Origin of the sequence: Rhodocista pekingensis (assembly GCF_042665545.1) — a bacterium.
GTDB classification, from domain to species: Bacteria; Pseudomonadota; Alphaproteobacteria; order Azospirillales; family Azospirillaceae; genus Rhodocista; species Rhodocista pekingensis.
Map to the genome: position 1 here is coordinate 61,246 of NZ_JBHTCM010000005.1, position 21,805 is coordinate 83,050.

The following is a 21,805-nucleotide window of genomic DNA, read 5'->3' on the forward strand; positions in this document are numbered from 1 at the left end:
TCGGGTTATGGGAAAGGATGAGGATCCAGGTTCAGCGCGTCCGGAAGCGTACTGCCGACATTTGTCAGGAACTGCCTGATGCGCCTGTCGTCCAGATGCTGTCGCCCATGACCACAGCCAAGCGGGTGAAGACCTGTAATGAAGGTTCGCGCTATGAAAATCCCAAGTCCATCCAGCTCCGGCGGAGTTAAATCAACGGCATAACAGTCAAGTCCGAATTGCTTGAGGTGTAATACAAGATTTCTGAGAGAGCTTTTCGAATCGGACTGATTCCCTCCGGCGAACGGCTGGATCAGATCTGAAGGGGCGAAGGACATGAGAAACTCAGCCTTGCAGATCATTGCCGGGTCCAGGTAATGCCGGACATGGTCCTTGTACCCTGCTATCTCATGCGGTGCCGTCGGCCCAACCCCATTACGGCGCATATCCAGGATCCAGTTGTATGTATGGAACGCTTCGATCGCCGCTTTCTCCAAGGCGGCAGCCGGGCTGAAGCGTGCGGCCGCGCCAATTGCCAGTCCACCGGAACCAGATGCGCGGGCTATGGCCAGTACGACGGGAACACCAAGATCAGTAGTGATGTTCCGGAAATCCAGATTGATCGCGCTTCTTTCCAGAATATTCATTAACTCTGGCGATATTCTTGCCGATAACCCGTTGACATCAACGCGTAATGGAGTTTTCCGCAGATACCAGTGCAGGGCGAATGCATCCCGCTCAATTACTTCCAGAAGGCCGGACAGAACGGCCGAAGCAAAATCGGGTCCCGCTGCGGTTCCTGTGCTGTACCCACTGTCAAAATACTCATGTCGGTCACGATGGTGATAGCCGATATAGGTAAGGGATGCCGGGATCCAGGCCGGTTGCTCGAAGCCGAGATCCACCCCCTGAACCCAACCTATAGGCCTGTCGGGGGCGAAGGATGCGAACGGGAAGTCCGGAGCCGCATACTGCTCCGGCGCGAAGAGGATCAGGCTTGACGGCAGCAGAACAGGACCGTCCAGATCAAGGGCGCGGGCATAGACGATGCTGTCAGGATCGTAAACCTGCACCGCATACCGCTCTAGCGCCTCTCCTACCGTCGCCCAGAGAGCGCCCAGGCGGTCCAGAGCAGCGCCGCTCCCCTGTGTCGCGGTGGTGCTGTTGCCTGGGGCCAGATTGCGGGGATGCAGACGGGTCGGATCCTGGACATCGGCGACGGCGATGAAGACATCGGGTTCGCTGGGTTGTATCGGAATCTCTACGATATGGCGGATGAGTCCTATCTCAGGATCGTGAATCCTTGACAGAAGATGGTGGAGTCTGGTGGCAGACATACCCGACGCTCCTTCAGGCGAGCGTGCGGACAGCACGGGCGGGTCTGCTGGCGCTCCGGCCGCAGATCCTGCAACGGGGCAGTTTCAGTATCGGCTGCCGGCTGCTCGCCAATGTCAGCAGGTCCATGCTTTGCAGGACACCGGGTTCGGCAACATCATAGGCGCCGGCAGCGGCGGCCATGAGATGGCGTGCCGCAAGGCTCTCCACCAGACCGGCGGCAAGGCGGCTGGGCAGAGTGATGCCGCTCCGCAGTCTCTCCGCAACGGCCCGAAGGTGAGCGGCGTCTTCATCCGGGTAGGAAAGGACTGCCTTGCGCCGCTCCAGATAACAGTTGAAGCAGGCTGTCTCCCCGGGGATCACCAGCGGGCCGACGATAAGTCTCGAGATCATGCGGTGAATGAACGTGCACCGGACACCATGGTGCTGTGCCGTCGCGTTCACCTCGGCAAACAGGGTCAGATCCGGCAGATCGGCACAGGCCACGATCAGGCTGTCTGGCGTCAGATCCTCCTGCGCCGATCGAACCGTCATGGACGATGCATCCAGGGCAGCTTCCACCCGATCGCGCATCCATCCCCCGCCGACAATCGCAACGGGTGTTGCCCGCGCCACCTCTACACTGGTGCGTCCGGCGCCGACTTTGCCCTGCCGCATCACATAGTCCAACATATCGACCGCCCAATCAAGCCCGGCGCCTTGGGCGGAAGATAACGCTCCCCGCGCCTGTAGAAGCGCTACAAGTGCCCTGTCAATTTCGCCAATTGCGAATTCACCTGGGGAAGAGGAGCTGAGCCTGCTTAGGGCCTCTGCAATTTCCGTTGCATGCAGATCAAATGTTATGTGACTGCCATCCGGGAATCGGATCTGTATTCTGTCAGGATTGTCGAGTCGATTCCATTCGACGAGTGGATCAATGCGATGGACAGGAAAATTTCCATTGCTCACGCGAATCCCCCGCTCCTGAAAAGCACGCCGAGTCAGACGGCATAGGCGGTGCCGCCTATGCCGTCGCTGAAACGGTCCTACTTCTGCTGCTGAAGCGTCGCCGCGCAGGTGGTGGTGGTGGAGGAGGAGCAGCGGCCGGCAACAATGATGCCGTTCGGCAGTCCGGCCGAATACAAAAGTTCGGTGGAATCATAGTAGCTCAGAATGCCCGTCTTCTTGCTCTCGAACTTTTTGGTTTCCATGATATCTTCCTTCCCCATTCTGGTTGATTTTTGCCAGGCACGATGCGTAAAAAGCCGTGCACGGCAGCGCAAATTCTGATCGTTAATGGAATGTCGCGCAATAAGAATCTTTTAAAGGGTGTAGAGCGCTTCAGTTCGCCCCGGAGTGGTTACCCCGAGTTTCTGCGGGGCGCCGCGTGTCGCGCGGACCATCAGGGGCGATCCGGGGGCCGGTGGCCTCGCCTCAGCCGCCGGACGGCACGCCCTCCATGCTGCAGGGCGGCAAGGGACGGCGTGGTGGTCTCTCGCGGGCGGACCGCTTGCGCTGCAAAACCAGGATGTTCCGCCCTTTTTTCACAGGGCTGACCGGGCGATGCCGCATTGCGGCCATTTTGCGCTGCGATATATGGTAGCAACCGCTGTTGGGGGAGATGACCCGCGCGGTCCTCCTTCCTCCAGCCGGGCGCCCGGGTGCGGGCGCCGGCGCGGCCAGTAGAACAGGGCTATCATGACCACCACCGAACAGAACATCGCCTTCGTGACCGCCTGCGACCAGCTCGGCCTGGACCCGGCGAACGCCAACCATTTCATCCTGGAATGCGCGCGCCAGGGCCTCGACCCGCGCTCGACCAGCATGTCCGACCTGGACCGCAACGCCTCCGAGCTGTGGGCCTCGGTCCGCCGCCTGAAGCGGGCCTGATCTCCGCCGTTCTTCCTGCCCGCACCCCCGTCCGCTGCCGGTGACGTTCTCCCTTCGGTATAGGGAGCCGGATCATCGGGGGGCATCCCCGATGCCACCAATGAACAGCGGCAGGCCGCCGGCCCAGCCGCTAGTCTCCCGGTGCGGCGCGGGCCGGTGCGGAAAGGGAGACAACCCATGAAGATCCTGGCCGTCGATGACGATGCCATCACGGCGCTCGACGTCGAGCAGACCTTGCGGGCGACGGGGGCGGAGATCCTGACGGCGTCGGGCGCCGACGAGGCGCTGGAACTGGCCGAACGCATCCAGTTCGACCTCGCCCTGCTGGACGCCCGGCTGGGCTATGGCGAAAGCGGCTTCATGCTGGCGCAGATGCTGCTGGAGCGGCATGCCGTGCCGTCGCTGCTGGTGACCGGTCTGGCCGAGGTGCCCGACCATGTCGGGGCCTATGCGCTGGGGGTGCTGCACAAGCCCTTCTCCCCGGCCGATCTGGTCGCCGCCGTGGTGACGGTGCGCTCGGCCCTCACCGGCGGTCCGGCCGGCGGCGGCCCGCCGGGTCTGACGCTGTTCGCCAACCGGGAGACCTCGGCCGCCTGATCTGCGGCATCCCGACTCGGCCGAGACGGCGCCGGCGCATGGAGACGCCGCCGGCGGCCTCCCCCGAAGCCGGCCGGCGGCGCTCCGCCCGGCCGCTCTCTCCCCCTCGGTGCGGCCGGACCTGTTCCAGTGCAGCAGACTTCGCCCCTCCCGTCCATGAGACGCGGCGTCCGGGGGGGCAGTCGTCCGCCGGCGTGCTCAGGCCGCGGGTGTCGCGGCGCCGTCGGCGCAGGGGTGGCGTTCCACCTGGATGGTGGCGTGGCCGATCCCGAACTCCTCCCGCAGGGTGCGGGTCAGCGCGCGCAGCACGCTGTCCGGCTCCGCCCCCTCGGCCACGGTGGCGTGCAGGGTCAGCAGCGGCTGCTCCGGCGTCAGCGACCAGGCGTGGACATGGTGGATGTCGGCCACGCCCGGCACGGCCTGCAACGACCGTTGCAGCCGGTCCAGGTCCAGCCCCTCGGGCGTTCCCTCCATCAGGACGTGCCAGGCCGGCGTCACCAGCGCCCAGGCGCTGCGCAGGATCAGCAGAGAGACGACGGCCGACAGGATCGGGTCGATCGGCGTCCAGCCGGTGGTCAGGATCACCGCGGCCGCGGCCAGCGCCGCGACGGACCCCAGCAGATCGCCCAGGACGTGCAGCGCCGCCCCGCGGACATTCAGGTTCGCCTTGTCGCCGCCGTTCAGGATGGTGAAGGAGGCGATGTTCACCGCCAAGCCCAGGGCGGCGATCGCCAGCATGGGGCCGCCCAGCACCGGCACTGGCTCGAACAGCCGGCGCGCCGCTTCCACGATGATCCAGAGCGACAGCAGCAGCAGCGCCGCCCCGTTGATGAAGGCGGCCAGAACCTGGAAGCGGTGCCCGCCATAGGTGCGGGCGGCTCCGGCCGGCCGGCGGGCGGCCCGGAAGGCGTACCAGGCCAGTGCCAGCGCCGCCGTGTCCGCCAGCATGTGGCCGGCATCGGCCAGCAGCGCCAGCGAGCCGGAGAGCAGGCCGCCCACCACTTCCGCCAGCATGAAGCCGCCGGTCAGCAGCAGCGCCGCGCGCACCCGCGCCTCGTTGCCGCCGCCCGGCTCCAGCCCGTGGGAATGCCCATGTCCATGACCATGCCCATGTCCGTGGGAATGGTCATGCCCGTGCCCGTGTCCCGGCGCGGCCGTCCGGACCGGGGCGGCGGCGCAGGGCGGCGGCCGGAAGCCGTCTCCCGCGCCGGCCGGGCGGGCATCCTGCACGGGGGCATGGTCGTGCCCGTGATGGCCGGGTCCGGCATGGTCATGCCCGGGATGATCGGGGCCGGGATGATCGGGGCCGGCGGACAGGTCGTGGGGCATGGGCTTTTCTTCTCGCTCCGGGGTCGCCCGGCCACGCGGCCGGTGGGGGCGTCGCGTCAGGGAGCCGCCGGCTCCTGACCCGCGCCGGTGCGACCGCGCAGGCGGGCCACCAGGGGCGCGATGCCCTTGTGCACCAGCGGGATCAGCAGCGCCCCCAGGGCCAGCCCGAACAGCCCGGCCCCGGCGGCCCCGACCAGCCATTCCAGCGTCGCGGCCAGGGCGGTGGACGTCGCCTCCAGGGCGTGGCCGGCGGCATGGGCGGCGGCGTGGACCGCGTGGCCCAGGGCGGGCAGACCGTACACCTCCAGCCCGTGCAGGACGATGCCGCCGCCGACCCAGAGCATGGCGGCCGTGCCGACCAGCCCCAGCAGCTTCAGGAAGGCGGGCATGAACCGCACCAGCCCGCGGCCCAGCCCCTGCGTCAGCCCGGCCAGCGCCCGGTCGGCCCCCGTCGGGTCGGCGCCCGTCGGGTCTGTCGCCGTCGGGTCTGCCGCCGCGGCGCGGCGCAGGCCCAGCAGGGTGGAGACGGGGCGGGGATTGCGCGCCAGCGCAAGGCCCACATCGTCCGCCTTCACGATCAGGGCGACGGTGCCGTAGACCGCCAGCGTGATGCCGATGCCGACGACGGCCAGCACCACGGCCTGCCCCCAGAAGGAGGTGGTCTCCGCCGCCACGGTGCTCAGCGTGATGGCCATGATCTCGGCCGACAGGATGAAGTCGGTCTTGATGGCGCCGCTGACCTTCTCCTCCTCCAGCGCGTGGGCGTCCTGGATCGTCGCGGCCACGGCGCCGCCGGGTCCGTGCGCGCCGGCATGCGGCCAGACGGCCTCGTACACCTTCTCCGCCCCCTCGTAACAGAGGAAGGCGCCGCCCAGCATCAGCAGCGGCGTGATCGCCCAGGGCGCCACCAGGCTGAGCAGCAGCGCCAGCGGCAGCAGATACAGCAGCTTGTTCTTCAGCGAGCCGACGGCGATGCGGCCGATGATCGGCAGCTCGCGCTCGGCGCTGAAGCCGGTGACATAGCGCGGCGTGACGGCGGCATCGTCCACTACCACGCCCGCGGCCTTCGCCCCGGCCCGGGAGGCCTGCCCCGCCGCATCGTCGATGGAGGCCGCGGCCACCTTGGCCAGTCCGACCACGTCGTCCAGCAGGGCGATCAATCCGGTGCTCATGGACCCTCTGCATGCTGCCTGTCAGACCGGCAGCTTGGCCCTAACAGGGCGCGCCGTCCAGACAGCACCGCCGCGCGGGCGCAGGCGCGAGAGACGGGAGAAATCCCGCCCTTCCGGTCGGCGGTCCGCTGTGCCTGCCCCGCCGTCGCTTTCGACAGGGTGGCCCGCCCTGGGCTATCGTCGTCCCCAACGACAATGGCCGGGAGGACCACCAATGACAGACGGCACCGGGGCCTTCATGGCCGCCCGCGACATCCTGCTGGCGGCCGGAACCGATTATGACCGGGCACGGCGGGAGTTCCGCTGGCCGGAAACCGGCTCCTTCAACTGGGCGCTGGACTATTTCGATGTCGTCGCGCGGGACAACCCGCAGCCTGCCCTGCGCGTGGTTTCCGAAGACGGGAGCGAGGAGACGGTCAGCTACGCCGAGATGGCGGCCCGGTCCGCCCGTACTGCGACCTGGCTGCGCGGTCTGGGCGTCCGGCGGGGCGACCGCATCCTGCTGATGCTGCCCAACATCCCGCCGCTGTGGGAGGTGATGCTGGCCGCCATGAAGCTGGGGGCCGTGGTGATCCCGGCGACCACCCTGCTGGCCGGGGAGGAGCTGCGCGACCGGGTGGACCGCGGCGGCGCCCGCTTCGTCGTCGTCGCGGCCGAACAGTGCGGCCGGTTCGCCGATCTGCACGGCGTCACCCGCATCGCCGTCGGCGGCGCCCCGCCCGGCTGGATCGCCTATGAGGACTCGCGCGGCACCTCCGCCGAGTTCGTGCCGGACGGGGAGACGCGGCCCGACGATCCGATGCTGCTCTACTTCACCTCCGGCACCACGGCGAAGCCCAAGCTGGTGCTGCACACGCACCGCTCCTATCCGGTCGGCCACCTCTCCACCATGTACTGGATCGGGCTGCGGCCGGGGGATGTCCACTGGAACATCAGCTCGCCCGGATGGGCGAAGCATGCCTGGAGCAACGTCTTCGCGCCCTGGAACGCGCAGGCGACGGTCTTCGTCTACAACTACGCCCGGTTCCAGGCGCGGGCGGTGCTGGACGTCCTGGTCCGGCACGGGGTGACGACGCTGTGCGCCCCGCCGACCGTCTGGCGCATGCTGATCCAGGAGGACCTGAAGGCCTGGCCCGTGCGCCTGCGCGAGGTGGTGGGGGCGGGCGAGCCGCTGAACGCCGAGGTGATCGAGCAGGTGCGCAGCGCCTGGGGCCTGACCGTCCGCGACGGCTTCGGCCAGACCGAGACGACGGCCCAGGTGGGCAACAGCCCCGGCCAGCCGGTGAAGCCCGGCAGCATGGGGCGCCCCTTGCCCGGCTACGACGTCGTGCTGCTGGATGCCGACGGCAACGAGGCGGAGGAGGGCGAGATCGCCCTGCGGCTGGCGTCCCGCCCGGCCGGGCTGATGGCCGGATACCAGAGCGCTGCCGGAGAGCCGGTGCAGCCGCCGGCCGGGGACTGGTACCGGACCGGCGACGTCGCCAGCCGCGACGCCGACGGGTATCTGACCTATGTCGGCCGGGCCGACGACGTGTTCAAGGCGAGCGACTACCGCATCAGCCCGTTCGAGCTGGAATCGGCCCTGATCGAGCATCCGGCCGTGGCCGAGGCCGCCGTCGTGCCATCGCCCGATCCCGTCCGGCTTGCGGTGCCGAAGGCGTTCCTGGTGCTGGCCGCCGGCTACGAACCGGATGGCGAGCTGGCGCGCGACATCTTCCGCCACATCCGCGCGACGCTGCCGCCCTACAAGCGGGTCCGCCGCATCGAGTTCGCGGACCTGCCCAAGACCATCTCCGGCAAGATCCGAAGGGTCGAGCTGCGCCGTGAGGAGCAGGCCCGCGCGGCCGGTGACGGGCGCCACCCGCAGGAGTTCTGGGAGGAGGATTTCCCCGATCTGCGCTGACCGGCGGGCGGAGAAGTGGCGTCCCCGGACGGATTCGAACCGCCGACCTAGCGTTTAGGAAACGCTTGCTCTATCCGGCTGAGCTACGGGGACGCTGCGGGCCGGCGCCGGGGCATCGGTCCGGCGGGGGGCATATAGCACAGATCGGGCCGTTGCACAGCCCCGACCACGGCCCGTCCGGGGCCGGCCAGGGGCGCCACGGGGCCGCAGGGCCGCCCGCCCCCCGGCCCGCCCCCCGGCCCGCCCCGGGCTCCGGTCGCGGCGGGCCGTGACCGCAGGCCGAACGGGCGGATGGCGGGCGTTGAGGGGCGGCGGGGGATGGGCTAGCGTCCGCCGTTCCGAAACGGGAGGACGCAGAAGAATGGCCGAGAACCGCAGCCTGAGCGGCAAGACCCTGTTCATCACCGGCGCCAGCCGCGGCATCGGCAAGGCGATCGCCCTGCGCGCCGCGCGCGACGGCGCCAATGTCGCCATCGCGGCGAAGACGGCGGACCCGCATCCCAAGCTGGAGGGCACGATCTTCTCCACCGCCGCCGAGATCGAGGCGGCGGGCGGCCGTGCCCTGGCCTTGCAGGTGGACATCCGCGACGAGGGCGCGGTGGCCGACGCCGTCGCCCGCACGGTGGAGACGTTCGGCGGCATCGACATCCTGGTCAACAATGCCAGCGCCATCAGCCTGACCGGCACGCTGGACACGCCGATGAAGCGCTACGACCTGATGCAGGGGGTGAACGCCCGCGGCACCTTCGTCTGCTCCCAGGCCTGCCTGCCGCACCTGCTGGCGGCGCCGAACCCGCACATCCTGACGCTCTCGCCGCCCCTGAACCTGGACCCGAAATGGTTCAAGGGCCATGTCGCCTACACCATGGCCAAGTACGGCATGAGCATGTGCGTCCTGGGCATGGCCGAGGAGTTCCGCAGCCGCGGCGTGGCCGTCAACGCGCTGTGGCCGCGCACCGGCATCGCCACCGCGGCGATGCGGATGCTGGGCGGCGGCGAGGTGCCGCCGGGCTGCCGCGACGTGGCGATCATGGCCGATGCCGCCCACCTGATCCTGACCTCGGACTCGCGGGCCACCACGGGCAACTTCTTCATCGACGAGGATGTGCTGCGCGCGGCGGGCGTCACGGATTTCGGCCCCTATGCCATCGACCCGTCGCAGCCGCTCTTCCCCGACCTGTTCCTGGACTGAGCGCCTCCCGTCCCGCGCCGCCGCCGCGCCCGGTCATCCCGCGGCGGCGGGGCGTCGCAGGGCCTGGCGGCGGACGGCCGTCGGCCCGGTCCGGACGGGGCCGGAAAGTCTTTACGGAACAGGGTGTTACGGCCCTCTGCCGGGCCGTGGCGGGCGGCCGCGGCGGAGGCGCCGGGGCCGCTCCGACCCTGACCTTTTGAACGCGCCGGCACGGCATTCCGGATGCTAGCGTGCAGCCATCAGCATGCGGGGACCGACGGATGACAACCGAAGCCGCTGACAGGTCGTTTCCTGAACAACCTGTGCTTGATTCGCGCAAGATCATGGACCTGGAAGCCGCCATGGGCCCCGGTCCGCTGAACGATGTGCTGCGTCTGGTGCCGGATTCCGCGCGGGCCGAGCTGGTCCGGGTGGACGGGGCGCTGGCCAGCGGCGATCTGGAGGGGGCGCGGCGGGCCGCCCATGCGCTGAAGGGGTTCGCCGCCAATCTGGGGCTGAACCGGCTGTCGCTGGCGGCGGCCCAGCTCGATCTGGTGCTGCGGGCGCAGGATGCGGACTCCGCCCGGCCGTGCCGCGATGCGCTGGACCGGGCCATGGCGGACACCGAAGCGGCGCTGGCCCGCCGCGGCTGACCGGACCGGGCCCCGGGGCAGCGCCCCGGGACGATCAGCCCGGGCGGCTCAGCTCAGGACCAGGCTGACGATCAGCACGTCCTCGACCATCGGCGTGCCGATGGCGTCGTTGACCAGCTCGCGCAGCCGCTCCTTCAGGTGCAGCACCTCCGCCGCGCTCACGCTGCGCGACATGAAGCGTTCGGACGACAGCGCCTCGGTCAGCCGGCCGATGATGCGCGGCCGCAGGTTCTGCACCTGCTGCACCTCGACGGCGGCCTCGTCGCCCTCCCGCACCACCAGCTCCGCGACGAGCTGGACATAGGAGAAGCGGTCCTTGCCCGGCAGGCTGAAGGGCGTCAGCCGGATATTGCGCGACACCTCCCCGCCGCCCCCGCCGCCGCTCGCCAGGGCGGTGCCCGCCGGCAGGGCGCCGGACAGCAGCACCGCCAGCGCGAATGCCAGCAGAACCGGTCGGGCCAGGGACAGGAGAAAACGGTGCGTCCGCATCGTCTGGAGTGACGACGAAGGCCGGATTGGCGACGAAGGTATGTTCATCACACGATCTTACGATCCGAATCTTAACAACCTACCACCAATGTAGGTCGATGTCGCGTTCCGCCCAGCATCACCCCTGCGCACGGCACCCCTGCGCACGGCACCCCTGCGGGCGGCGCCCCTGTGGACAGTGCCCCTGCGGGCGACGGGGTTTCCTCACGGGCAGGGGGGGCGGAGGCGGGTATCAGAACACGGGCACCTGACCGGCCGCCGGATCGGGCCGGGGCGGGAAGGTCTGCGGTGCGGGGTCCACCGTGGCGAAGCCCGTGCGGGTCACCTGGAGCACTGCCAGCCCGCGCTCCGTCAGCCCGTCGGGCAACAGCCGGAACAGCCCGTCCGCCCCCAGGAAGCCCTGCGGGTCGGTCAGCGCCTCCGGCCGCAGCGGCTCCGGGGCACCGCTGCGCACCAGGGCCGCGGCCAGGGCCGTGGCATCGTAGGCCAGGGTGGCGAGGCGCTGCGGCTTCTGGCCGTAGGTTTCTTCGTAGCGGCGTTCGAAGACCTGCCGGGCTTCCGGCGGCGGGGCGGCGAACCAGCCTCCGACCAGACCGGCCTCGCGGCCCAGGCCCGGTTCCTCCCACTGGCCGGTGCCCAGGAACGCCACCGGGCCGGGATCGACGTCGAAGAACGGCAGCAGCGTCGCCAGCGTGCGGAGCTGACCGCCGCCGTCCGCCAGCATCACCGCCTGGAACGGCAGGCCGGTCGCGGCCGCGCCCGGCTCTGCGGCGGCCGGCGCCGGCATGGGCTGACGCTGGGCGAAGCGGCGCACCACGTCGGTCAGGTCCTGCTGCTCGGCGCCGTAGCGCTCGATCCGTGTCACCGTGCCGCCGCCCTGGCGGGCGGCGTCGATCAGGCTCTGCTGCACCACCTCGCCCGACGGCGTGGCCGGGGCCAGCAGGCCGAAGCGCGTGATCCCGCGGGAGGTGGCGAAGCCGACGACGCGGGCCACCTGCTCCTGCGGCTGGAAGCCCAGCACCCAGACGCCGCCGCCGGCGACCGTGCGGTCGCTGGAGAAGCTCAGCACCGGCACGCCCGCCGGGGCGGCCACCGTGCGGACGGCGGCGGCATCGGCGCTGAACAACGGCCCCAGGATCAGCCGGGCGCCGGCCGTCACGGCGTCGCGCGCCGCGGCCTCCGCCCCGGCGGGCGTGCCGCCGGTGTCGCGCGGCAGCAGCAGGAACTGCCCGTCGGCCACGTCGAAGACGGCGAGCTGGGCCGCGTCCAGCATGGACTGGCCGATCGCCGCCCCGCGCCCGCTGAGCGGCACCAGCAGGGCCACCCGCACCTTGCCGTCGTCCACCGCCACGGGGGGCGGCGGGGCCACGGGCTCGGGGGCCGCGGCCTGGGGTTGCGGCGGGGGCGGCGGGGGCGCTACGGTTGCCGGGCTGGCGCAGGCGGCCAGGCTTCCCGCCAGGACAAGGGCGGCGATCAGCCGTCCCGCCCGCGTCACCGCGGTCTGCTTGCGCGCCGCCTCTCCGTGCTCCGCTCCCTCGCGCCTCACACTGGCCTTGCTCACGATGATGCCTCTCCCCCAGGACACGGATGATTCCGGCAGCGACGATTCCGGCAGCGGTGATTCCGGCCGCGATGCTTCCGGGACCGGACCCGAGCCTAGCGGCAGCGACCCGGCCCGTAAACCGGGCGCGGTGCGCCCGCCGCCGGGGCTTTATGTCGTCGCCACCCCGATCGGCAATGCCGGCGACATCACCCTGCGCGCGCTGGAGACGCTGCGCGGCGTGGATGCGGTGGCGTGCGAGGATACCCGCATCACCGGCAAGCTGCTGCACCGTTACGGCATCGCAGCACCGCTTCTCCAGTATCACGAACACAATGCGGCGCGGATGCGGCCTGTCCTGCTCGGCCGCGTCGCGGCGGGAGAGGCGATCGCGCTGGTTTCCGACGCCGGCACGCCGCTCGTCTCCGATCCCGGCTACAAGCTGGTGCGGGAGGCGCGGGAACAGGGCCTCGCCGTCACCCACCTGCCCGGCGCCAGCGCCGCGCTGACCGGGCTGGTGCTGTCCGGCCTGCCCAGCGACCGCTTCCTCTTCGCGGGCTTCCTGCCGCCGAAGACGGCGGCCCGGCGCACCGCGCTGGAGGAGCTGAAGCCCGTCCGGGCCAGCCTGATCCTGTTCGAGAGCGCGCAGCGGCTGGCCGACCTGCTGGCCGATGCGGCCGCCGTGCTGGGCCCGCGCGAGGTGGCGGTGAGCCGGGAGCTGACCAAGCTGTTCGAGGAGGTGCGCCGCGGCGACCTCGCCGGGCTGGCGACGCACTATGCCGAGGCCGGCCCGCCCAAGGGGGAGGTGGTGGTGGTGATCGGCCCGCCCGCGCCGGAGGAAGCCCCGGCCGGGGCCGACCTGGACGCGCTGCTGGCCGAGGCGCTGGCCGGGATGAGCGTGCGCGACGCCGCTGCCAGTGTCGCCGCGGCCACCGGCCTGCCGCGCAAGGCCGTCTATGCCCGCGCCCTGGAGCTGGGGCGGCGGCCGGGGGCGGGCCATGGCCCCGGTCCGCAGCAGGACTGACTACCGCACGGCCGAACGGCTGGGCCGGCGGGCCGAATGGCTCTGCCGGCTGGCGCTGCTGCTGAAGGGTTACCGCATCCTGGCCGTCCGGCTGCGCACCCCGGCGGGGGAGGTGGACATCCTGGCCGAACGGCGCGGCGTGCTGGCGGTGGTGGAGGTGAAGGCCCGGCCGGGCCTGGAGGCCGCGCGCGCCGCCGTGACGGAGGCCGACTGGCGCCGCATCGCCCGCGCCGCCCAGGGCTACGTCGCCGCCCGGCCGCGGCTGGCCGGGCACGCCATCCGCTACGATCTGATGGCCGTGCTGCCCGGCCGCTGGCCCGTCCATCTGGAAGATGTGCGGCGCTCGGGCCGGTAGAACGCCCGCCCCTCTCGACACCCGGCGCGATCCTGCGCTATGTCGGGTCTGCCCGAGCGTCATCCGTCATGGACCCCCGCGAGGAGCCCGTGAATACCCGCCCCAAGGCCCTGGAGATTCTCCGCGCCGTCGGCCGCCTGCCGGACGACCGTATCGACCTCGCCGAAACGGCGCTGGCGCTGGCGGCGCTCGATCGGCCGGAGGCGGGCTTCGAGCCCTACCACCAGCATCTGGCCGAACTGGCGGCCGAGGTGGCGGACATGAGCGGCCGGCCGCTGACGCTGGCGCAGCGGGTCGAGGTGCTGCGCCATGTCCTGGCCGACCGCCACGGCTATCATGGCGACACCGAAACCTACGAGGACATGCAGAACGCCAACCTGATGCGGGTGATCGACCGCCGCAGGGGGCTGCCGGTGGCGCTGGGCATCCTCTACATCCACGCCGCCCGCGCCCAGGGCTGGGAGATCGTCGGGCTGAACTTCCCCGGCCATTTCCTGATGCGGCTGGACCATGACGGGGAACGGGTGATCCTGGACCCCTTCAACCAGGGCGAGCCGAAGGAGCCGCGCGCCCTGCGCGAGCTGCTGAAGCAGACCGCCGGGCTGGATGCCGAGCTGACGCCCGAGCACTACGCCACCGTCTCCAACCGCGAGGTGCTGCTGCGGCTTCAGAACAACCTGAAGCTCCGCCACCTGCGCAACGACCGCGCCGACAAGGCGGCGGAGGTGGTGGAGAACATGCTGCTGTTCGCCCCCGATCATCCCGGCCTGTGGCGGGAGGCGGGGCTGCTGAACGCCCATTCGGGCAACCTGTCCGCCGCCATCCGCGCCTTCGAGACCTTCATGGACCTGGGCAGCCGGCTGGGCGCCTCCTCCCAGCTGCTGCACCAGACGGCGACGCTGGTGCAGCAGCTCCGCACCCGGCTGAACTGACGGCCGCAGCCGGACTGCCCGGACCCCGCCCCTCAGAGCCCCGCCCCTCAGAGTCCGTTTGAAAACTGGAATATGGCCCAGCATATAGTGCGACGTTCAACGTACGATATGCTACTTATGGTGATCTAGGGACGTTCTCAAACAGGCTCTCAGAGCCCCACCGTCCGCACCTCCGACCGGATGGAGCGGCAGGCGGCGCTGACGTCGGCGATGCCGCGGAAGCGGCCCGGTTCCAGCATCAGCCGGCGGGCCAGCGTCAGGCAGCGGGTCTCGCACAGCGCCCGCAGGTCCGGGTCGGCGATCCATTCCAGGTCGATGTTGTGGGCGATGCCCAGGATGCGGCGGGTGATCTTCGCCCCGGCGAAAGCCAGGGAGTCGATGAACAGCCGGTCCATGTAGGCCTGCCGTTCCGCCTCCAGCGCCCGGATGGCGTCCGGATCGCCGTCGAAAAGCGCGGCCGGGTAGGCGTCGCCCGTGGCGCCGCCGCGCCAGAGCGCCAGGAAGCGCTCGCGGAAGCCGGTCCAGACCGCCTCCGCCGTCTCCAGCACCCAGTCCTGGTACTCCGCCCGCGGGCTCTCCGCCGTGGCGTGGCCGTCCTGGGCGAAGAAGTTGATCCAGAGATTGCCCAGCATGGCGCCCACGTCGAAGCCCATGGGGCCGAAGAAGGCGAATTCGGGGTCGATCACCCGGGTGTCGTCCGCCGTCACCATGACGGAGCCGGTGTGCAGGTCGCCGTGCAGCAGCGCCTCGGGCGAGGCCAGGAACTTCAGCTTCAGCCGCGCCGCCGCCAGCTTCCACTCGGTATCGCCCCGCACCCGGGCGGCGGTGGCGTCAAGCTGCGGGCTGGTCCAGCGGTTGTGGGGGTGGACCATGTAGGGCTGGGTGAAGATCACCTCTTCCGTCAGGCCGCACAGTTCCCAGTTGCCGCAGAACTCCGCCATCAGCTCCTTCTTGCGCCGGGCCGGCAGGGCCAGGTCGCTGGTGTGGAACAGGCTGTTCGCCATGTAGTCGGCGATCTGCGCCGCAAGGCGGGGATAGCGGATGCCCGCCACCATGCCGCGGCGCAGGATGATGTGCGGCGACAGCTTCTCCATCACGATGGCGAACAGCGTCGGGTCGTAGTGCAGGATCTGCGGCACGGCGCGGCCGACATGCGGCGCCACCACATGGGTGGCAAGCTGCTCGAAATGCGCCCGTTGCAGGCCCAGCGGCCAGCCCTCGCCGACCAGCCGCAGATAGGGCAGGGCCTGCTTCACGCAGACCGACCCGTGCGGCCCGTCCACCAGATAGACATAGTTCAGATTGCCGTCCCCGACCTCCCGCACCGACCAGTCGGCCGGGCCGCCGCCCAGCCGCTCCGGCACGGCCGGCACCGCGGCCAGGAAGGCGGCCACCTTCTCCTCGCCCAGCGGCTCGTATCCCGGTGGAACCTCGATCGCCATGTCGCCTCCCCTGTTCCGGATTCCGTGGCCGGCGAAATTAGCCCAGCGCCGCCGGCCTGGGGAGGGGAGGCGTCAAACGACCACGGCCCGGCCCCGCTCCGGGCCGCCGGTTCAGACGATGACGTCCAGGAACATGCCGCGGCGGTAGCGGGCGGGCAGGCGCAGGATGCCGTCCACCATCAGCGCCGCCAGCTCGCGCGCGCTGGGCCAGCGGTTGCCGGGCCGGCCGCGGGCGACGGCCGGGGCCGGCGCCTCGGCGCGGGAGACGGTGCCGGCGCGGCGCTCCCCGTCGGGGATCGGACCGCCGGTGCGCGGCGACCCCGGCAGGGTGGGGCGTGTCTCGACCATGGTCGCTTCCCTCGCGGTGAAGCGCCGATACTACCGGAAAACGCCCCGGCCCGGAAGCCGGGGACCGGCAAAGGTCCCTATCCTCCGGGCCAGTTGCACCGGAAGCGGTCCGGACCGATACTCCGTCCGGAAGAGGACGGAACCATGGTCGATCCCATCGCCATCGCCGGCAGCGGCATGACAGCCCAGGCCCGGCGTCTGGCCGCCGGGGCGGACAACATCGCCAATGCCCGCAGCACCGGCGCGCTGCCCGGCACTGCGGCCGGTGCCGGGGCGGCCGGTGCCGGGGCTGCTGCTGCCGGTGCCGATGCGCCGCGGCCCTATGCCCCGGTCAGTTCCGGCCAGGCGGCCGTCACCGGCCCGGACGGGCAGGGGATGGGCACCCGCGCCGTCTTCCGCGCCACCCAGCCGGCCTTCGTGCCGGAATTCTCCCCCGACAGCCCCTTCGCCGACGGTGACGGCATGGTGGCCGCCCCCAATGTCGATCTGGTCGGGGAGACGGTCGCCATGACCCAGGGGCTGGACGCCTACAAGGCCAATCTCCGCGTCTTCGAGGCGGCGGACGAACTGACGCGTGAGGCGCTGAACCTCACCGCCTGATCCGGCCGCGCCCCCGCCGCCCGGTTCCCTGCCCGTCCGGCCCGCGGCCATGCGGCCATGCGGGAGGGTCCGCTTGCGCTGGCGGGGCGGGGCGATTATCTAGATTTCACATTCCATGACCGTGGTTCAGGGGGCCCGGTGGCCGACCATTCCCATCTGCGGGGCAGGCGGGTCCTGCTGATCGTCAGCGGCGGCATCGCCGCCTACAAGACGCCCGAGCTGGTCCGCCGCCTGCGCGAGCGCGGCTGCGCCGTGCGCTGCGTGCTGACCGACGGCGGCGCGCGCTTCGTCACGCCGCTGGCGCTCCAGGCGGTCAGCGAGGACAAGGTCTACCGCGACCTCTGGGACCTGACGGACGAGAGCGAGATGGGCCACATCCAGCTCTCCCGGCAGGCCGACGTGCTGCTGGTCGCTCCGGCCAGCGCCAACCTCCTGGCGAAGATGGCGCACGGGCTGGCCGACGATCTCGCCAGCACGGTGCTGCTGGCGACCGACAAGCCGGTGCTGGCGGCCCCGGCCATGAATGTCCGCATGTACGACCACCCGGCGACGCAGGCCAACCTCGCCACCCTGGCCGCCCGCGGGGTGGTGCTGGTCGGCCCGAACGATGGCGCCATGGCCTGCGGCGAGTTCGGCCCCGGCCGGATGAGCGAGCCGCTGGAGCTGGTGGACGCGCTGGCGGACTTCTTCGCGGCGCAGGCGGCGCCGAAGCCGCTGGCCGGCCGGCACGCGCTGGTGACCAGCGGCCCCACCCACGAACCGATCGACCCGGTGCGCTACATCGCCAACCGCTCCAGCGGCAAGCAGGGCCATGCCGTGGCCGCGGCCCTGGCGGATCTGGGCGCGCGCGTCACCCTGGTTACCGGCCCGGTGACCCTGTCCGATCCTTCCGGTATCGAAACGATCAAGGTGGAGACGGCGGCGGAGATGCTGGCCGCCTGCCGCCGGGCCCTGCCGGCCGACATCTTCGTCGCCGCGGCGGCGGTCGCCGACTGGCGGGTGGCGGGGGAGGCGGACCGGAAGCTGAAGAAGGATGGCGGCCTGCCGCCGCCGCTGCGGCTGGCGGAGAACCCGGACATCCTCGCCACCCTTGCCGCCGCCGGCCCGGACCGCCCGCACCTGGTGATCGGTTTCGCAGCCGAAACGAACGATGTGGTGGCCTATGCGCGGGCCAAGCTGGCGCGCAAGGGCTGCGACTGGATCGTCGCCAACGATGTCTCCCCCGCCACCGGCACCTTCGGCGGCGACAGCAACACGGTCCACCTGATCCGCCGCGACGGCGGGGAGGAGGCGTGGCCGCCCCTGGCCAAGGCGGAGGTGGCGCGGCGGCTGGCCCGCGCCGTCGCCGCCCGTTTCGCGCCCGCTGCCCCGGCCGCCGGCGCCGACACCTTCCAGCCCGGAATACCCGCATGACCGATCTGCGCATCGCCGTCACCCGGCTGCCCCACGGGGCCGACCTGCCGCTGCCCGCCTATGCCACGGAACATGCCGCCGGCATGGACCTGCTGGCGGCGGTGGCGGCGCCCGTGACGCTTCAGCCGGGGGAGCGGCGGCTGATCCCCACCGGCCTCGCCATCGCCCTGCCCGACGGCTACGAGGCGCAGGTGCGCCCCCGTTCCGGGCTGGCGTTGAAGCACGGCATCACCCTGCTGAACAGCCCCGGCACGATCGACGCGGACTACCGCGGCGAGGTCGGGGTGATCCTCGCCAACCTCGGCGCCGAGCCCTTCACGGTCGAGCGCGGCATGCGCATCGCCCAGATGGTGATCGCCCGCTACGCCCGCGCCGGCTGGGACATGGTGGACACGCTTCCCGCCAGCGCCCGCGGCAGCGGCGGCTTCGGCTCGACGGGGACGCGGGGATGAACCGGCACCGCCGCCCGCGTTTGTCTGATCGATACTACGTCCGTCTCTTGCGCCATCGCGGCGTATGTCGTACTGATACGACAAGTGCTTCCGGGAGGGTCGGATGGAACCTGTGACCAGTCTCACCGGCAGGGATTTCAACCGCGACATCGGCGGCGCCAAGTCATTGGCCGAACGGGGGCCGGTCATCGTCACGGATCGGGGCGCACCGGCCTACGTCCTGATGACCTATGAGACGTTTCAGCGTCTCGCGGGCGCCGGCCGCAGCGTGGCGGACGTGCTGGACGATCCGGCCGGATACGACATCGACTTCGAGCCCGGGGCGGTCTCCCCGGGCCTCCGGTCGGCGGACCTCGGCTGATGTACCTTCTGGACACCGTGACGGTATCCGCGCTGCGGACGCTTGCACGGCAGCCCGCCGCCGTGCAGGACTGGGCCCGCCGGCTGCCGGTCGCCGATTGCCGCCTGTCGGCCGTGACGGTGCTGGAACTCGACCTTGGACGGCTGCGGGTGGCGCGGCGGGACGCGGCCCAGGGGGATCGCCTGTCGGCGTGGATCGACAGGATCGTGGATGCCTATCCGGTTCTGGCGGTAGACTTGGCCGTCGCCCGCCGGGCCGCCACCCTCCACAGTCCCGACCCCCGGCCGGAGCGGGACGCGCTGATCGCTGCCACGGCGCTCGTGCATGGGCTCACGGTGGTGACACGGAACGTCAGGGACTTCGAGCCGACGGGTGTGCCGCTGCTGAATCCCTGGGCTGCTGAATCCCTGGAATGACTGACGCCCTGAAAGGAATGGGGGCGACGGCCCCCGGCAAGGACCGCCCGATCGACGCGATGCCCGCTTCCAATCTCTGCATCAACCCGCCATCCGATTTTGGGTATGGTCTGACAGATCCGGCCGATCGGCCTCCGCTCCGAAGACCCTTCTTCCCTCTCTTCCGCCTCCGCCCCGACGTTCAGGTCCGCTGACCATGCTCCGCCTTTCCAAGAAACTGGTCTTCGCCATCGAGACGGTGCTGGACATCGCCTACAACGCCGGTTCCGCGCCGGTGCAGTCGGCGGAGATCACGGCCCGCCAGGGCATTCCCAAGCGCTATCTGGAGCAGGTCCTCCAGGCCCTGGTGCGGGCCGGGGTGCTGGCCGGGGTGCGCGGCCCCCGCGGCGGCTACCGGCTGGCGAAGGAGCGCCGCCGCATCACGGTGGGCGAGATCGTGCGCGTCGTCCGCTCGCTGGAGCAGGCGACCGATCCGATCGAGGAACCGGCGGGGTCGGAACTGGGCATGCGCGTCGTTCGTCCCCTCTGGGCCGAGTTGCAGGAGGAGGTGATGCAGCGGCTGGACCGCACCAGCATCGAGGATCTCTGCCTGCGCGCCCACCAGGAGGGAATCCGCAGCGAGGCGCAGACGAAGCTCGATTTCTCCATTTGAGCCGGCGGCATCCGGGCTTATATACATCTGTGACCGCGAAATTCTCGCTATTCACAGTGATGGAGGTGTGCAATGCCCGCCCTCGATGCCCCGCTCGCCGCCGCCCCGGACTCCGACGGCACCGCGGAATTCCGCGGCCGCATCTATGACAGCATCCTCGACACGGTCGGCGCCACGCCGCTGGTGCGCCTCTCGCGGCTGGCCGCGAAGCACGGGGTGGTGGCCGACGTGGTCGCCAAGTGCGAGTTCTTCAATCCGCTCTCCAGCGTGAAGGACCGCATCGGCAAGGCGATGATCGAGGCGGCGGAGGCCGACGGGCTGATCGCCCCCGACCGCACCGTGCTGGTCGAGCCGACCTCGGGCAACACGGGCATCGCCCTGGCCTTCGTGGCGGCGGCCAAGGGCTACCGGCTGATCCTGACCATGCCGGAGAGCATGTCGGTCGAGCGCCGCAAGATGCTGAAGCTGCTGGGGGCGGAGCTGGTGCTGACGCCGGCGCCCAACGGCATGAAGGGCGCCATCGCCCGGGCGGAGGAGATCGTCGCCTCCACCCCCGATGCCTACATGCTCCAGCAGTTCAAGAACCCGGCGAATCCGGCCGTCCACCGCCGCACCACGGCGGAGGAGATCTGGCGCGACACCGCCGGCCGGGCGGACGTGCTGGTGGCCGGCGTGGGCACCGGCGGCACGCTGACCGGCGTGGCCGAGGTGCTGAAGGCCCGCCGGCCGGAGTTCCGCGTCGTCGCGGTGGAGCCGGAGGACAGCCCCGTGCTCTCCGGCGGGCTGCCGGGGCCGCACAAGATCCAGGGCATCGGCGCCGGCTTCGTGCCCGACGTGCTGGCCCGCGACCGGATCGACGAGGTGCTGCGCATCTCCAACAGCCGCGCCTTCGAGCTGGCGCGCGACGCCGCCCGGACCGAGGGGCTGGCCGTCGGCATCAGCTCCGGCGCCGCCCTGGCCGCCGCCTTCGAGGTGGGGGCGCGGCCGGAGATGAAGGACAGGCTGATCGTCGTGATCCTGCCCAGCTTCGCCGAGCGTTACCTCTCCACCGCCCTGTTCGACGGGCTGGAATGACGCGACACTGACGCCCGCCCGCGGTCCCTCCTGGGTCGCGGGCGGGCGGGAAGCGACGCTTCTTTACTCGGGTGTCAGCCAGTCTTCCGAGATCAGTCCTTCAACGCGGCGGAATTCGCCGAGATTGCCAGTCACGACCGTAAGCCCTCGACTGCGCGCATGTCCCGCAATCATGAGGTCATAGGGCCCGATCACTTGGCCATTTCGTTCGAGCGACGCCCGGATATCCGCGAAATGCCCGGCCGCGTCTGCATCGAAGGGCAGAACATCAAGACGCTCGGCGAACCGCTCCACGTCCTCTCTGACGGCTGCCGGACGGGCCGACCGGGCGGCACCATGCAGAAGCTCGCCCAGGGTAACGACTGAAATGCAGAGGCTGCCAGCCTCGTCGTTGAAGCGTTGGCGCACGCCCTGCGGCCGGTCCCGAAGGACCCGTATGCAGACATTCGTGTCCAACATGAAACGAAGCACTCAGAAGCTCTCCCGCTTCTGTTCGCCCGGCTGCCCGCGCTCCGGCAGGTCGGTGCCCGGGGCATCGAAGAAATCGTCCCAGGCTCCCGTTGCCGGGACGATCAGCCGGGCGGCGCCCTGCTTCAGGATCATCACGTCCCGCACGCCGTCGGGAAAGGCGATCTCCTTCGGCAGCCGGACCGCCTGCCGGCTGTTCGACCGGAGCAGTTTCGTGCGAACGGCCATGCC

The 21,805-nt window shown here is 70.6% G+C and carries 26 protein-coding genes and 1 tRNA gene; 15 read left to right on the forward strand and 12 right to left on the reverse strand.

Going from position 1 to position 21,805, the window contains the following annotated elements; translation table 11 throughout:
- Positions 1-5 precede the first annotated feature (5 nt).
- The 3 genes from ACFQPS_RS04310 to ACFQPS_RS04320 all read right to left on the reverse strand — a co-directional run bounded on the left by ACFQPS_RS04310 (position 6) and on the right by ACFQPS_RS04320 (position 2,504).
- Positions 6-1,316 (reverse strand): YcaO-like family protein, encoded by a 1,311-nt coding sequence (locus tag ACFQPS_RS04310; protein WP_377356745.1) that lies wholly within the window; start codon positions 1,314-1,316, stop codon positions 6-8.
- 13 nt (positions 1,317-1,329) lie between these two features.
- A complete protein-coding gene (locus ACFQPS_RS04315; RefSeq protein ID WP_377356748.1) occupies positions 1,330-2,262 on the reverse strand; it encodes a TOMM precursor leader peptide-binding protein in 933 nt (310 codons plus the stop codon).
- 77 nt (positions 2,263-2,339) lie between these two features.
- Complete coding sequence (locus tag ACFQPS_RS04320; protein ID WP_377356749.1) at positions 2,340-2,504, reverse strand: hypothetical protein; 165 nt, start codon at positions 2,502-2,504, stop codon at positions 2,340-2,342.
- A gap of 487 nt (positions 2,505-2,991) precedes the next feature.
- Between ACFQPS_RS04320 and ACFQPS_RS04325 the strand changes: the two genes are divergently transcribed.
- Positions 2,992-3,183: a hypothetical protein gene (locus tag ACFQPS_RS04325; RefSeq protein WP_377356751.1), complete on the forward strand. Its 192-nt coding sequence runs from the start codon at positions 2,992-2,994 to the stop codon at positions 3,181-3,183.
- A 177-nt stretch (positions 3,184-3,360) separates the two neighbouring features.
- The gene (locus ACFQPS_RS04330; protein WP_377356752.1) at positions 3,361-3,780 is read left to right on the forward strand and encodes a response regulator; all 420 of its coding nucleotides are present in this window, start codon (positions 3,361-3,363) and stop codon (positions 3,778-3,780) included.
- 198 nt (positions 3,781-3,978) lie between these two features.
- Here ACFQPS_RS04330 and ACFQPS_RS04335 read toward each other — a convergent pair whose 3' ends face one another.
- Together ACFQPS_RS04335 and ACFQPS_RS04340 are read right to left on the reverse strand one after the other, a co-directional pair.
- Positions 3,979-5,109: a cation diffusion facilitator family transporter gene (locus ACFQPS_RS04335; RefSeq protein ID WP_377356753.1), complete on the reverse strand. Its 1,131-nt coding sequence runs from the start codon at positions 5,107-5,109 to the stop codon at positions 3,979-3,981.
- 56 nt (positions 5,110-5,165) lie between these two features.
- On the reverse strand, positions 5,166-6,281 hold the full coding sequence (locus ACFQPS_RS04340; RefSeq protein ID WP_377356755.1) for a DUF808 domain-containing protein: 1,116 nt from the start codon (positions 6,279-6,281) through the stop codon (positions 5,166-5,168).
- A gap of 214 nt (positions 6,282-6,495) precedes the next feature.
- Here ACFQPS_RS04340 and ACFQPS_RS04345 point away from each other — a divergent pair, with 214 nt between their 5' ends.
- Positions 6,496-8,184, forward strand: a complete 1,689-nt coding sequence (locus tag ACFQPS_RS04345; protein ID WP_377356756.1) for an AMP-binding protein — start codon at positions 6,496-6,498, stop codon at positions 8,182-8,184.
- Positions 8,185-8,200: 16 nt separating this feature from the next.
- On the opposite strand, the gene ACFQPS_RS04350 is transcribed toward ACFQPS_RS04345, so the two are convergent.
- Positions 8,201-8,277, reverse strand: a tRNA-Arg gene (locus tag ACFQPS_RS04350).
- Positions 8,278-8,545: 268 nt separating this feature from the next.
- On the opposite strand from ACFQPS_RS04350, the gene ACFQPS_RS04355 reads away from it, so the two are divergent.
- Together ACFQPS_RS04355 and ACFQPS_RS04360 are read left to right on the forward strand one after the other, a co-directional pair.
- Complete coding sequence (locus ACFQPS_RS04355; protein ID WP_377356758.1) at positions 8,546-9,376, forward strand: SDR family oxidoreductase; 831 nt, start codon at positions 8,546-8,548, stop codon at positions 9,374-9,376.
- Between the two features lie 302 nt (positions 9,377-9,678).
- On the forward strand, positions 9,679-10,008 hold the full coding sequence (locus tag ACFQPS_RS04360; protein ID WP_377356759.1) for an Hpt domain-containing protein: 330 nt from the start codon (positions 9,679-9,681) through the stop codon (positions 10,006-10,008).
- A gap of 48 nt (positions 10,009-10,056) precedes the next feature.
- Here ACFQPS_RS04360 and ACFQPS_RS04365 read toward each other — a convergent pair whose 3' ends face one another.
- Both ACFQPS_RS04365 and ACFQPS_RS04370 read right to left on the reverse strand, forming a co-directional pair.
- Positions 10,057-10,497, reverse strand: coding sequence for a flagellar basal body-associated FliL family protein (locus ACFQPS_RS04365; protein WP_377356761.1), 441 nt, complete (start codon positions 10,495-10,497; stop codon positions 10,057-10,059).
- Between the two features lie 232 nt (positions 10,498-10,729).
- Entirely contained in the window at positions 10,730-12,058 is a 1,329-nt protein-coding gene (locus ACFQPS_RS04370) for a penicillin-binding protein activator (RefSeq protein WP_377356762.1), read from the reverse strand.
- Positions 12,059-12,188: 130 nt separating this feature from the next.
- Between ACFQPS_RS04370 and rsmI the strand changes: the two genes are divergently transcribed.
- The 3 genes from rsmI (at position 12,189) to ACFQPS_RS04385 (ending at position 14,348) form a co-directional block, all read left to right on the forward strand.
- Positions 12,189-13,061, forward strand: coding sequence for a 16S rRNA (cytidine(1402)-2'-O)-methyltransferase (rsmI, locus tag ACFQPS_RS04375; protein ID WP_377356763.1), 873 nt, complete (start codon positions 12,189-12,191; stop codon positions 13,059-13,061).
- The gene (locus ACFQPS_RS04380; RefSeq protein WP_377356765.1) at positions 13,036-13,416 is read left to right on the forward strand and encodes a YraN family protein; all 381 of its coding nucleotides are present in this window, start codon (positions 13,036-13,038) and stop codon (positions 13,414-13,416) included. The genes rsmI and ACFQPS_RS04380 overlap by 26 nt, the downstream gene beginning before the upstream one ends.
- An 89-nt stretch (positions 13,417-13,505) precedes the next feature.
- A complete protein-coding gene (locus ACFQPS_RS04385; protein ID WP_012568184.1) occupies positions 13,506-14,348 on the forward strand; it encodes a SirB1 family protein in 843 nt (280 codons plus the stop codon).
- A 149-nt stretch (positions 14,349-14,497) separates the two neighbouring features.
- Here ACFQPS_RS04385 and mtnK read toward each other — a convergent pair whose 3' ends face one another.
- Positions 14,498-15,790, reverse strand: a complete 1,293-nt coding sequence (gene mtnK, locus ACFQPS_RS04390; protein ID WP_377356766.1) for an S-methyl-5-thioribose kinase — start codon at positions 15,788-15,790, stop codon at positions 14,498-14,500.
- A 111-nt stretch (positions 15,791-15,901) separates the two neighbouring features.
- Complete coding sequence (locus ACFQPS_RS04395) at positions 15,902-16,138, reverse strand: hypothetical protein (RefSeq protein WP_377356767.1); 237 nt, start codon at positions 16,136-16,138, stop codon at positions 15,902-15,904.
- A gap of 144 nt (positions 16,139-16,282) precedes the next feature.
- On the opposite strand from ACFQPS_RS04395, the gene ACFQPS_RS04400 reads away from it, so the two are divergent.
- The 7 genes from ACFQPS_RS04400 to cysK all read left to right on the forward strand — a co-directional run bounded on the left by ACFQPS_RS04400 (position 16,283) and on the right by cysK (position 21,106).
- Positions 16,283-16,738 carry a flagellar basal body rod protein FlgC gene (locus ACFQPS_RS04400; protein ID WP_377356769.1) on the forward strand — a complete coding sequence of 152 codons (456 nt, stop codon included), beginning with the start codon at positions 16,283-16,285 and terminating at the stop codon, positions 16,736-16,738.
- Between the two features lie 138 nt (positions 16,739-16,876).
- Entirely contained in the window at positions 16,877-18,151 is a 1,275-nt protein-coding gene (gene coaBC, locus ACFQPS_RS04405) for a bifunctional phosphopantothenoylcysteine decarboxylase/phosphopantothenate--cysteine ligase CoaBC (RefSeq protein ID WP_377356771.1), read from the forward strand.
- Positions 18,148-18,603, forward strand: coding sequence for a dUTP diphosphatase (dut, locus tag ACFQPS_RS04410; RefSeq protein WP_377356773.1), 456 nt, complete (start codon positions 18,148-18,150; stop codon positions 18,601-18,603). Before coaBC ends, dut begins: the two co-directional genes overlap by 4 nt.
- Before the next feature lie 103 nt (positions 18,604-18,706).
- Entirely contained in the window at positions 18,707-18,964 is a 258-nt protein-coding gene (locus ACFQPS_RS04415) for a type II toxin-antitoxin system prevent-host-death family antitoxin (RefSeq protein ID WP_377356775.1), read from the forward strand.
- On the forward strand, positions 18,964-19,380 hold the full coding sequence (locus ACFQPS_RS04420) for a type II toxin-antitoxin system VapC family toxin (RefSeq protein ID WP_377356776.1): 417 nt from the start codon (positions 18,964-18,966) through the stop codon (positions 19,378-19,380). The genes ACFQPS_RS04415 and ACFQPS_RS04420 overlap by 1 nt, the downstream gene beginning before the upstream one ends.
- 196 nt (positions 19,381-19,576) lie before the next feature.
- Entirely contained in the window at positions 19,577-20,032 is a 456-nt protein-coding gene (locus ACFQPS_RS04425; protein ID WP_012568192.1) for an RrF2 family transcriptional regulator, read from the forward strand.
- A gap of 72 nt (positions 20,033-20,104) precedes the next feature.
- Positions 20,105-21,106, forward strand: a complete 1,002-nt coding sequence (cysK, locus tag ACFQPS_RS04430) for a cysteine synthase A (protein WP_377356778.1) — start codon at positions 20,105-20,107, stop codon at positions 21,104-21,106.
- Positions 21,107-21,169: 63 nt separating this feature from the next.
- On the opposite strand, the gene vapC is transcribed toward cysK, so the two are convergent.
- Positions 21,170-21,577, reverse strand: coding sequence for a type II toxin-antitoxin system tRNA(fMet)-specific endonuclease VapC (gene vapC / locus ACFQPS_RS04435; RefSeq protein WP_377356780.1), 408 nt, complete (start codon positions 21,575-21,577; stop codon positions 21,170-21,172).
- Positions 21,578-21,802 carry a type II toxin-antitoxin system VapB family antitoxin gene (gene vapB / locus ACFQPS_RS04440; RefSeq protein WP_377356782.1) on the reverse strand — a complete coding sequence of 75 codons (225 nt, stop codon included), beginning with the start codon at positions 21,800-21,802 and terminating at the stop codon, positions 21,578-21,580.
- Between the last annotated feature and the right edge of the window lie 3 nt (positions 21,803-21,805).

Excerpts from the sequence above, each read along its gene's own strand:
- ACFQPS_RS04415 (WP_377356775.1), top strand. The coding sequence starts at position 18,707 with ATGGAACCTGTGACCAGTCTCACCGGCAGGGATTTCAACCGCGACATC.
- ACFQPS_RS04340 (WP_377356755.1), bottom strand. The coding sequence starts at position 6,281 with ATGAGCACCGGATTGATCGCCCTGCTGGACGACGTGGTCGGACTGGCC.
- ACFQPS_RS04310 (WP_377356745.1), bottom strand. The coding sequence starts at position 1,316 with ATGTCTGCCACCAGACTCCACCATCTTCTGTCAAGGATTCACGATCCT.
- cysK (WP_377356778.1), top strand. The coding sequence starts at position 20,105 with ATGCCCGCCCTCGATGCCCCGCTCGCCGCCGCCCCGGACTCCGACGGC.
- vapB (WP_377356782.1), bottom strand. The coding sequence starts at position 21,802 with ATGGCCGTTCGCACGAAACTGCTCCGGTCGAACAGCCGGCAGGCGGTC.
- ACFQPS_RS04325 (WP_377356751.1), top strand. The coding sequence starts at position 2,992 with ATGACCACCACCGAACAGAACATCGCCTTCGTGACCGCCTGCGACCAG.
- ACFQPS_RS04320 (WP_377356749.1), bottom strand. The coding sequence starts at position 2,504 with ATGGAAACCAAAAAGTTCGAGAGCAAGAAGACGGGCATTCTGAGCTAC.
- ACFQPS_RS04330 (WP_377356752.1), top strand. The coding sequence starts at position 3,361 with ATGAAGATCCTGGCCGTCGATGACGATGCCATCACGGCGCTCGACGTC.
- ACFQPS_RS04335 (WP_377356753.1), bottom strand. The coding sequence starts at position 5,109 with ATGCCCCACGACCTGTCCGCCGGCCCCGATCATCCCGGCCCCGATCAT.
- ACFQPS_RS04420 (WP_377356776.1), top strand. The coding sequence starts at position 18,964 with ATGTACCTTCTGGACACCGTGACGGTATCCGCGCTGCGGACGCTTGCA.
- mtnK (WP_377356766.1), bottom strand. The coding sequence starts at position 15,790 with ATGGCGATCGAGGTTCCACCGGGATACGAGCCGCTGGGCGAGGAGAAG.
- dut (WP_377356773.1), top strand. The coding sequence starts at position 18,148 with ATGACCGATCTGCGCATCGCCGTCACCCGGCTGCCCCACGGGGCCGAC.
- ACFQPS_RS04345 (WP_377356756.1), top strand. The coding sequence starts at position 6,496 with ATGACAGACGGCACCGGGGCCTTCATGGCCGCCCGCGACATCCTGCTG.
- ACFQPS_RS04400 (WP_377356769.1), top strand. The coding sequence starts at position 16,283 with ATGGTCGATCCCATCGCCATCGCCGGCAGCGGCATGACAGCCCAGGCC.
- ACFQPS_RS04425 (WP_012568192.1), top strand. The coding sequence starts at position 19,577 with ATGCTCCGCCTTTCCAAGAAACTGGTCTTCGCCATCGAGACGGTGCTG.
- ACFQPS_RS04380 (WP_377356765.1), top strand. The coding sequence starts at position 13,036 with ATGGCCCCGGTCCGCAGCAGGACTGACTACCGCACGGCCGAACGGCTG.
- ACFQPS_RS04355 (WP_377356758.1), top strand. The coding sequence starts at position 8,546 with ATGGCCGAGAACCGCAGCCTGAGCGGCAAGACCCTGTTCATCACCGGC.
- ACFQPS_RS04395 (WP_377356767.1), bottom strand. The coding sequence starts at position 16,138 with ATGGTCGAGACACGCCCCACCCTGCCGGGGTCGCCGCGCACCGGCGGT.
- ACFQPS_RS04365 (WP_377356761.1), bottom strand. The coding sequence starts at position 10,497 with ATGCGGACGCACCGTTTTCTCCTGTCCCTGGCCCGACCGGTTCTGCTG.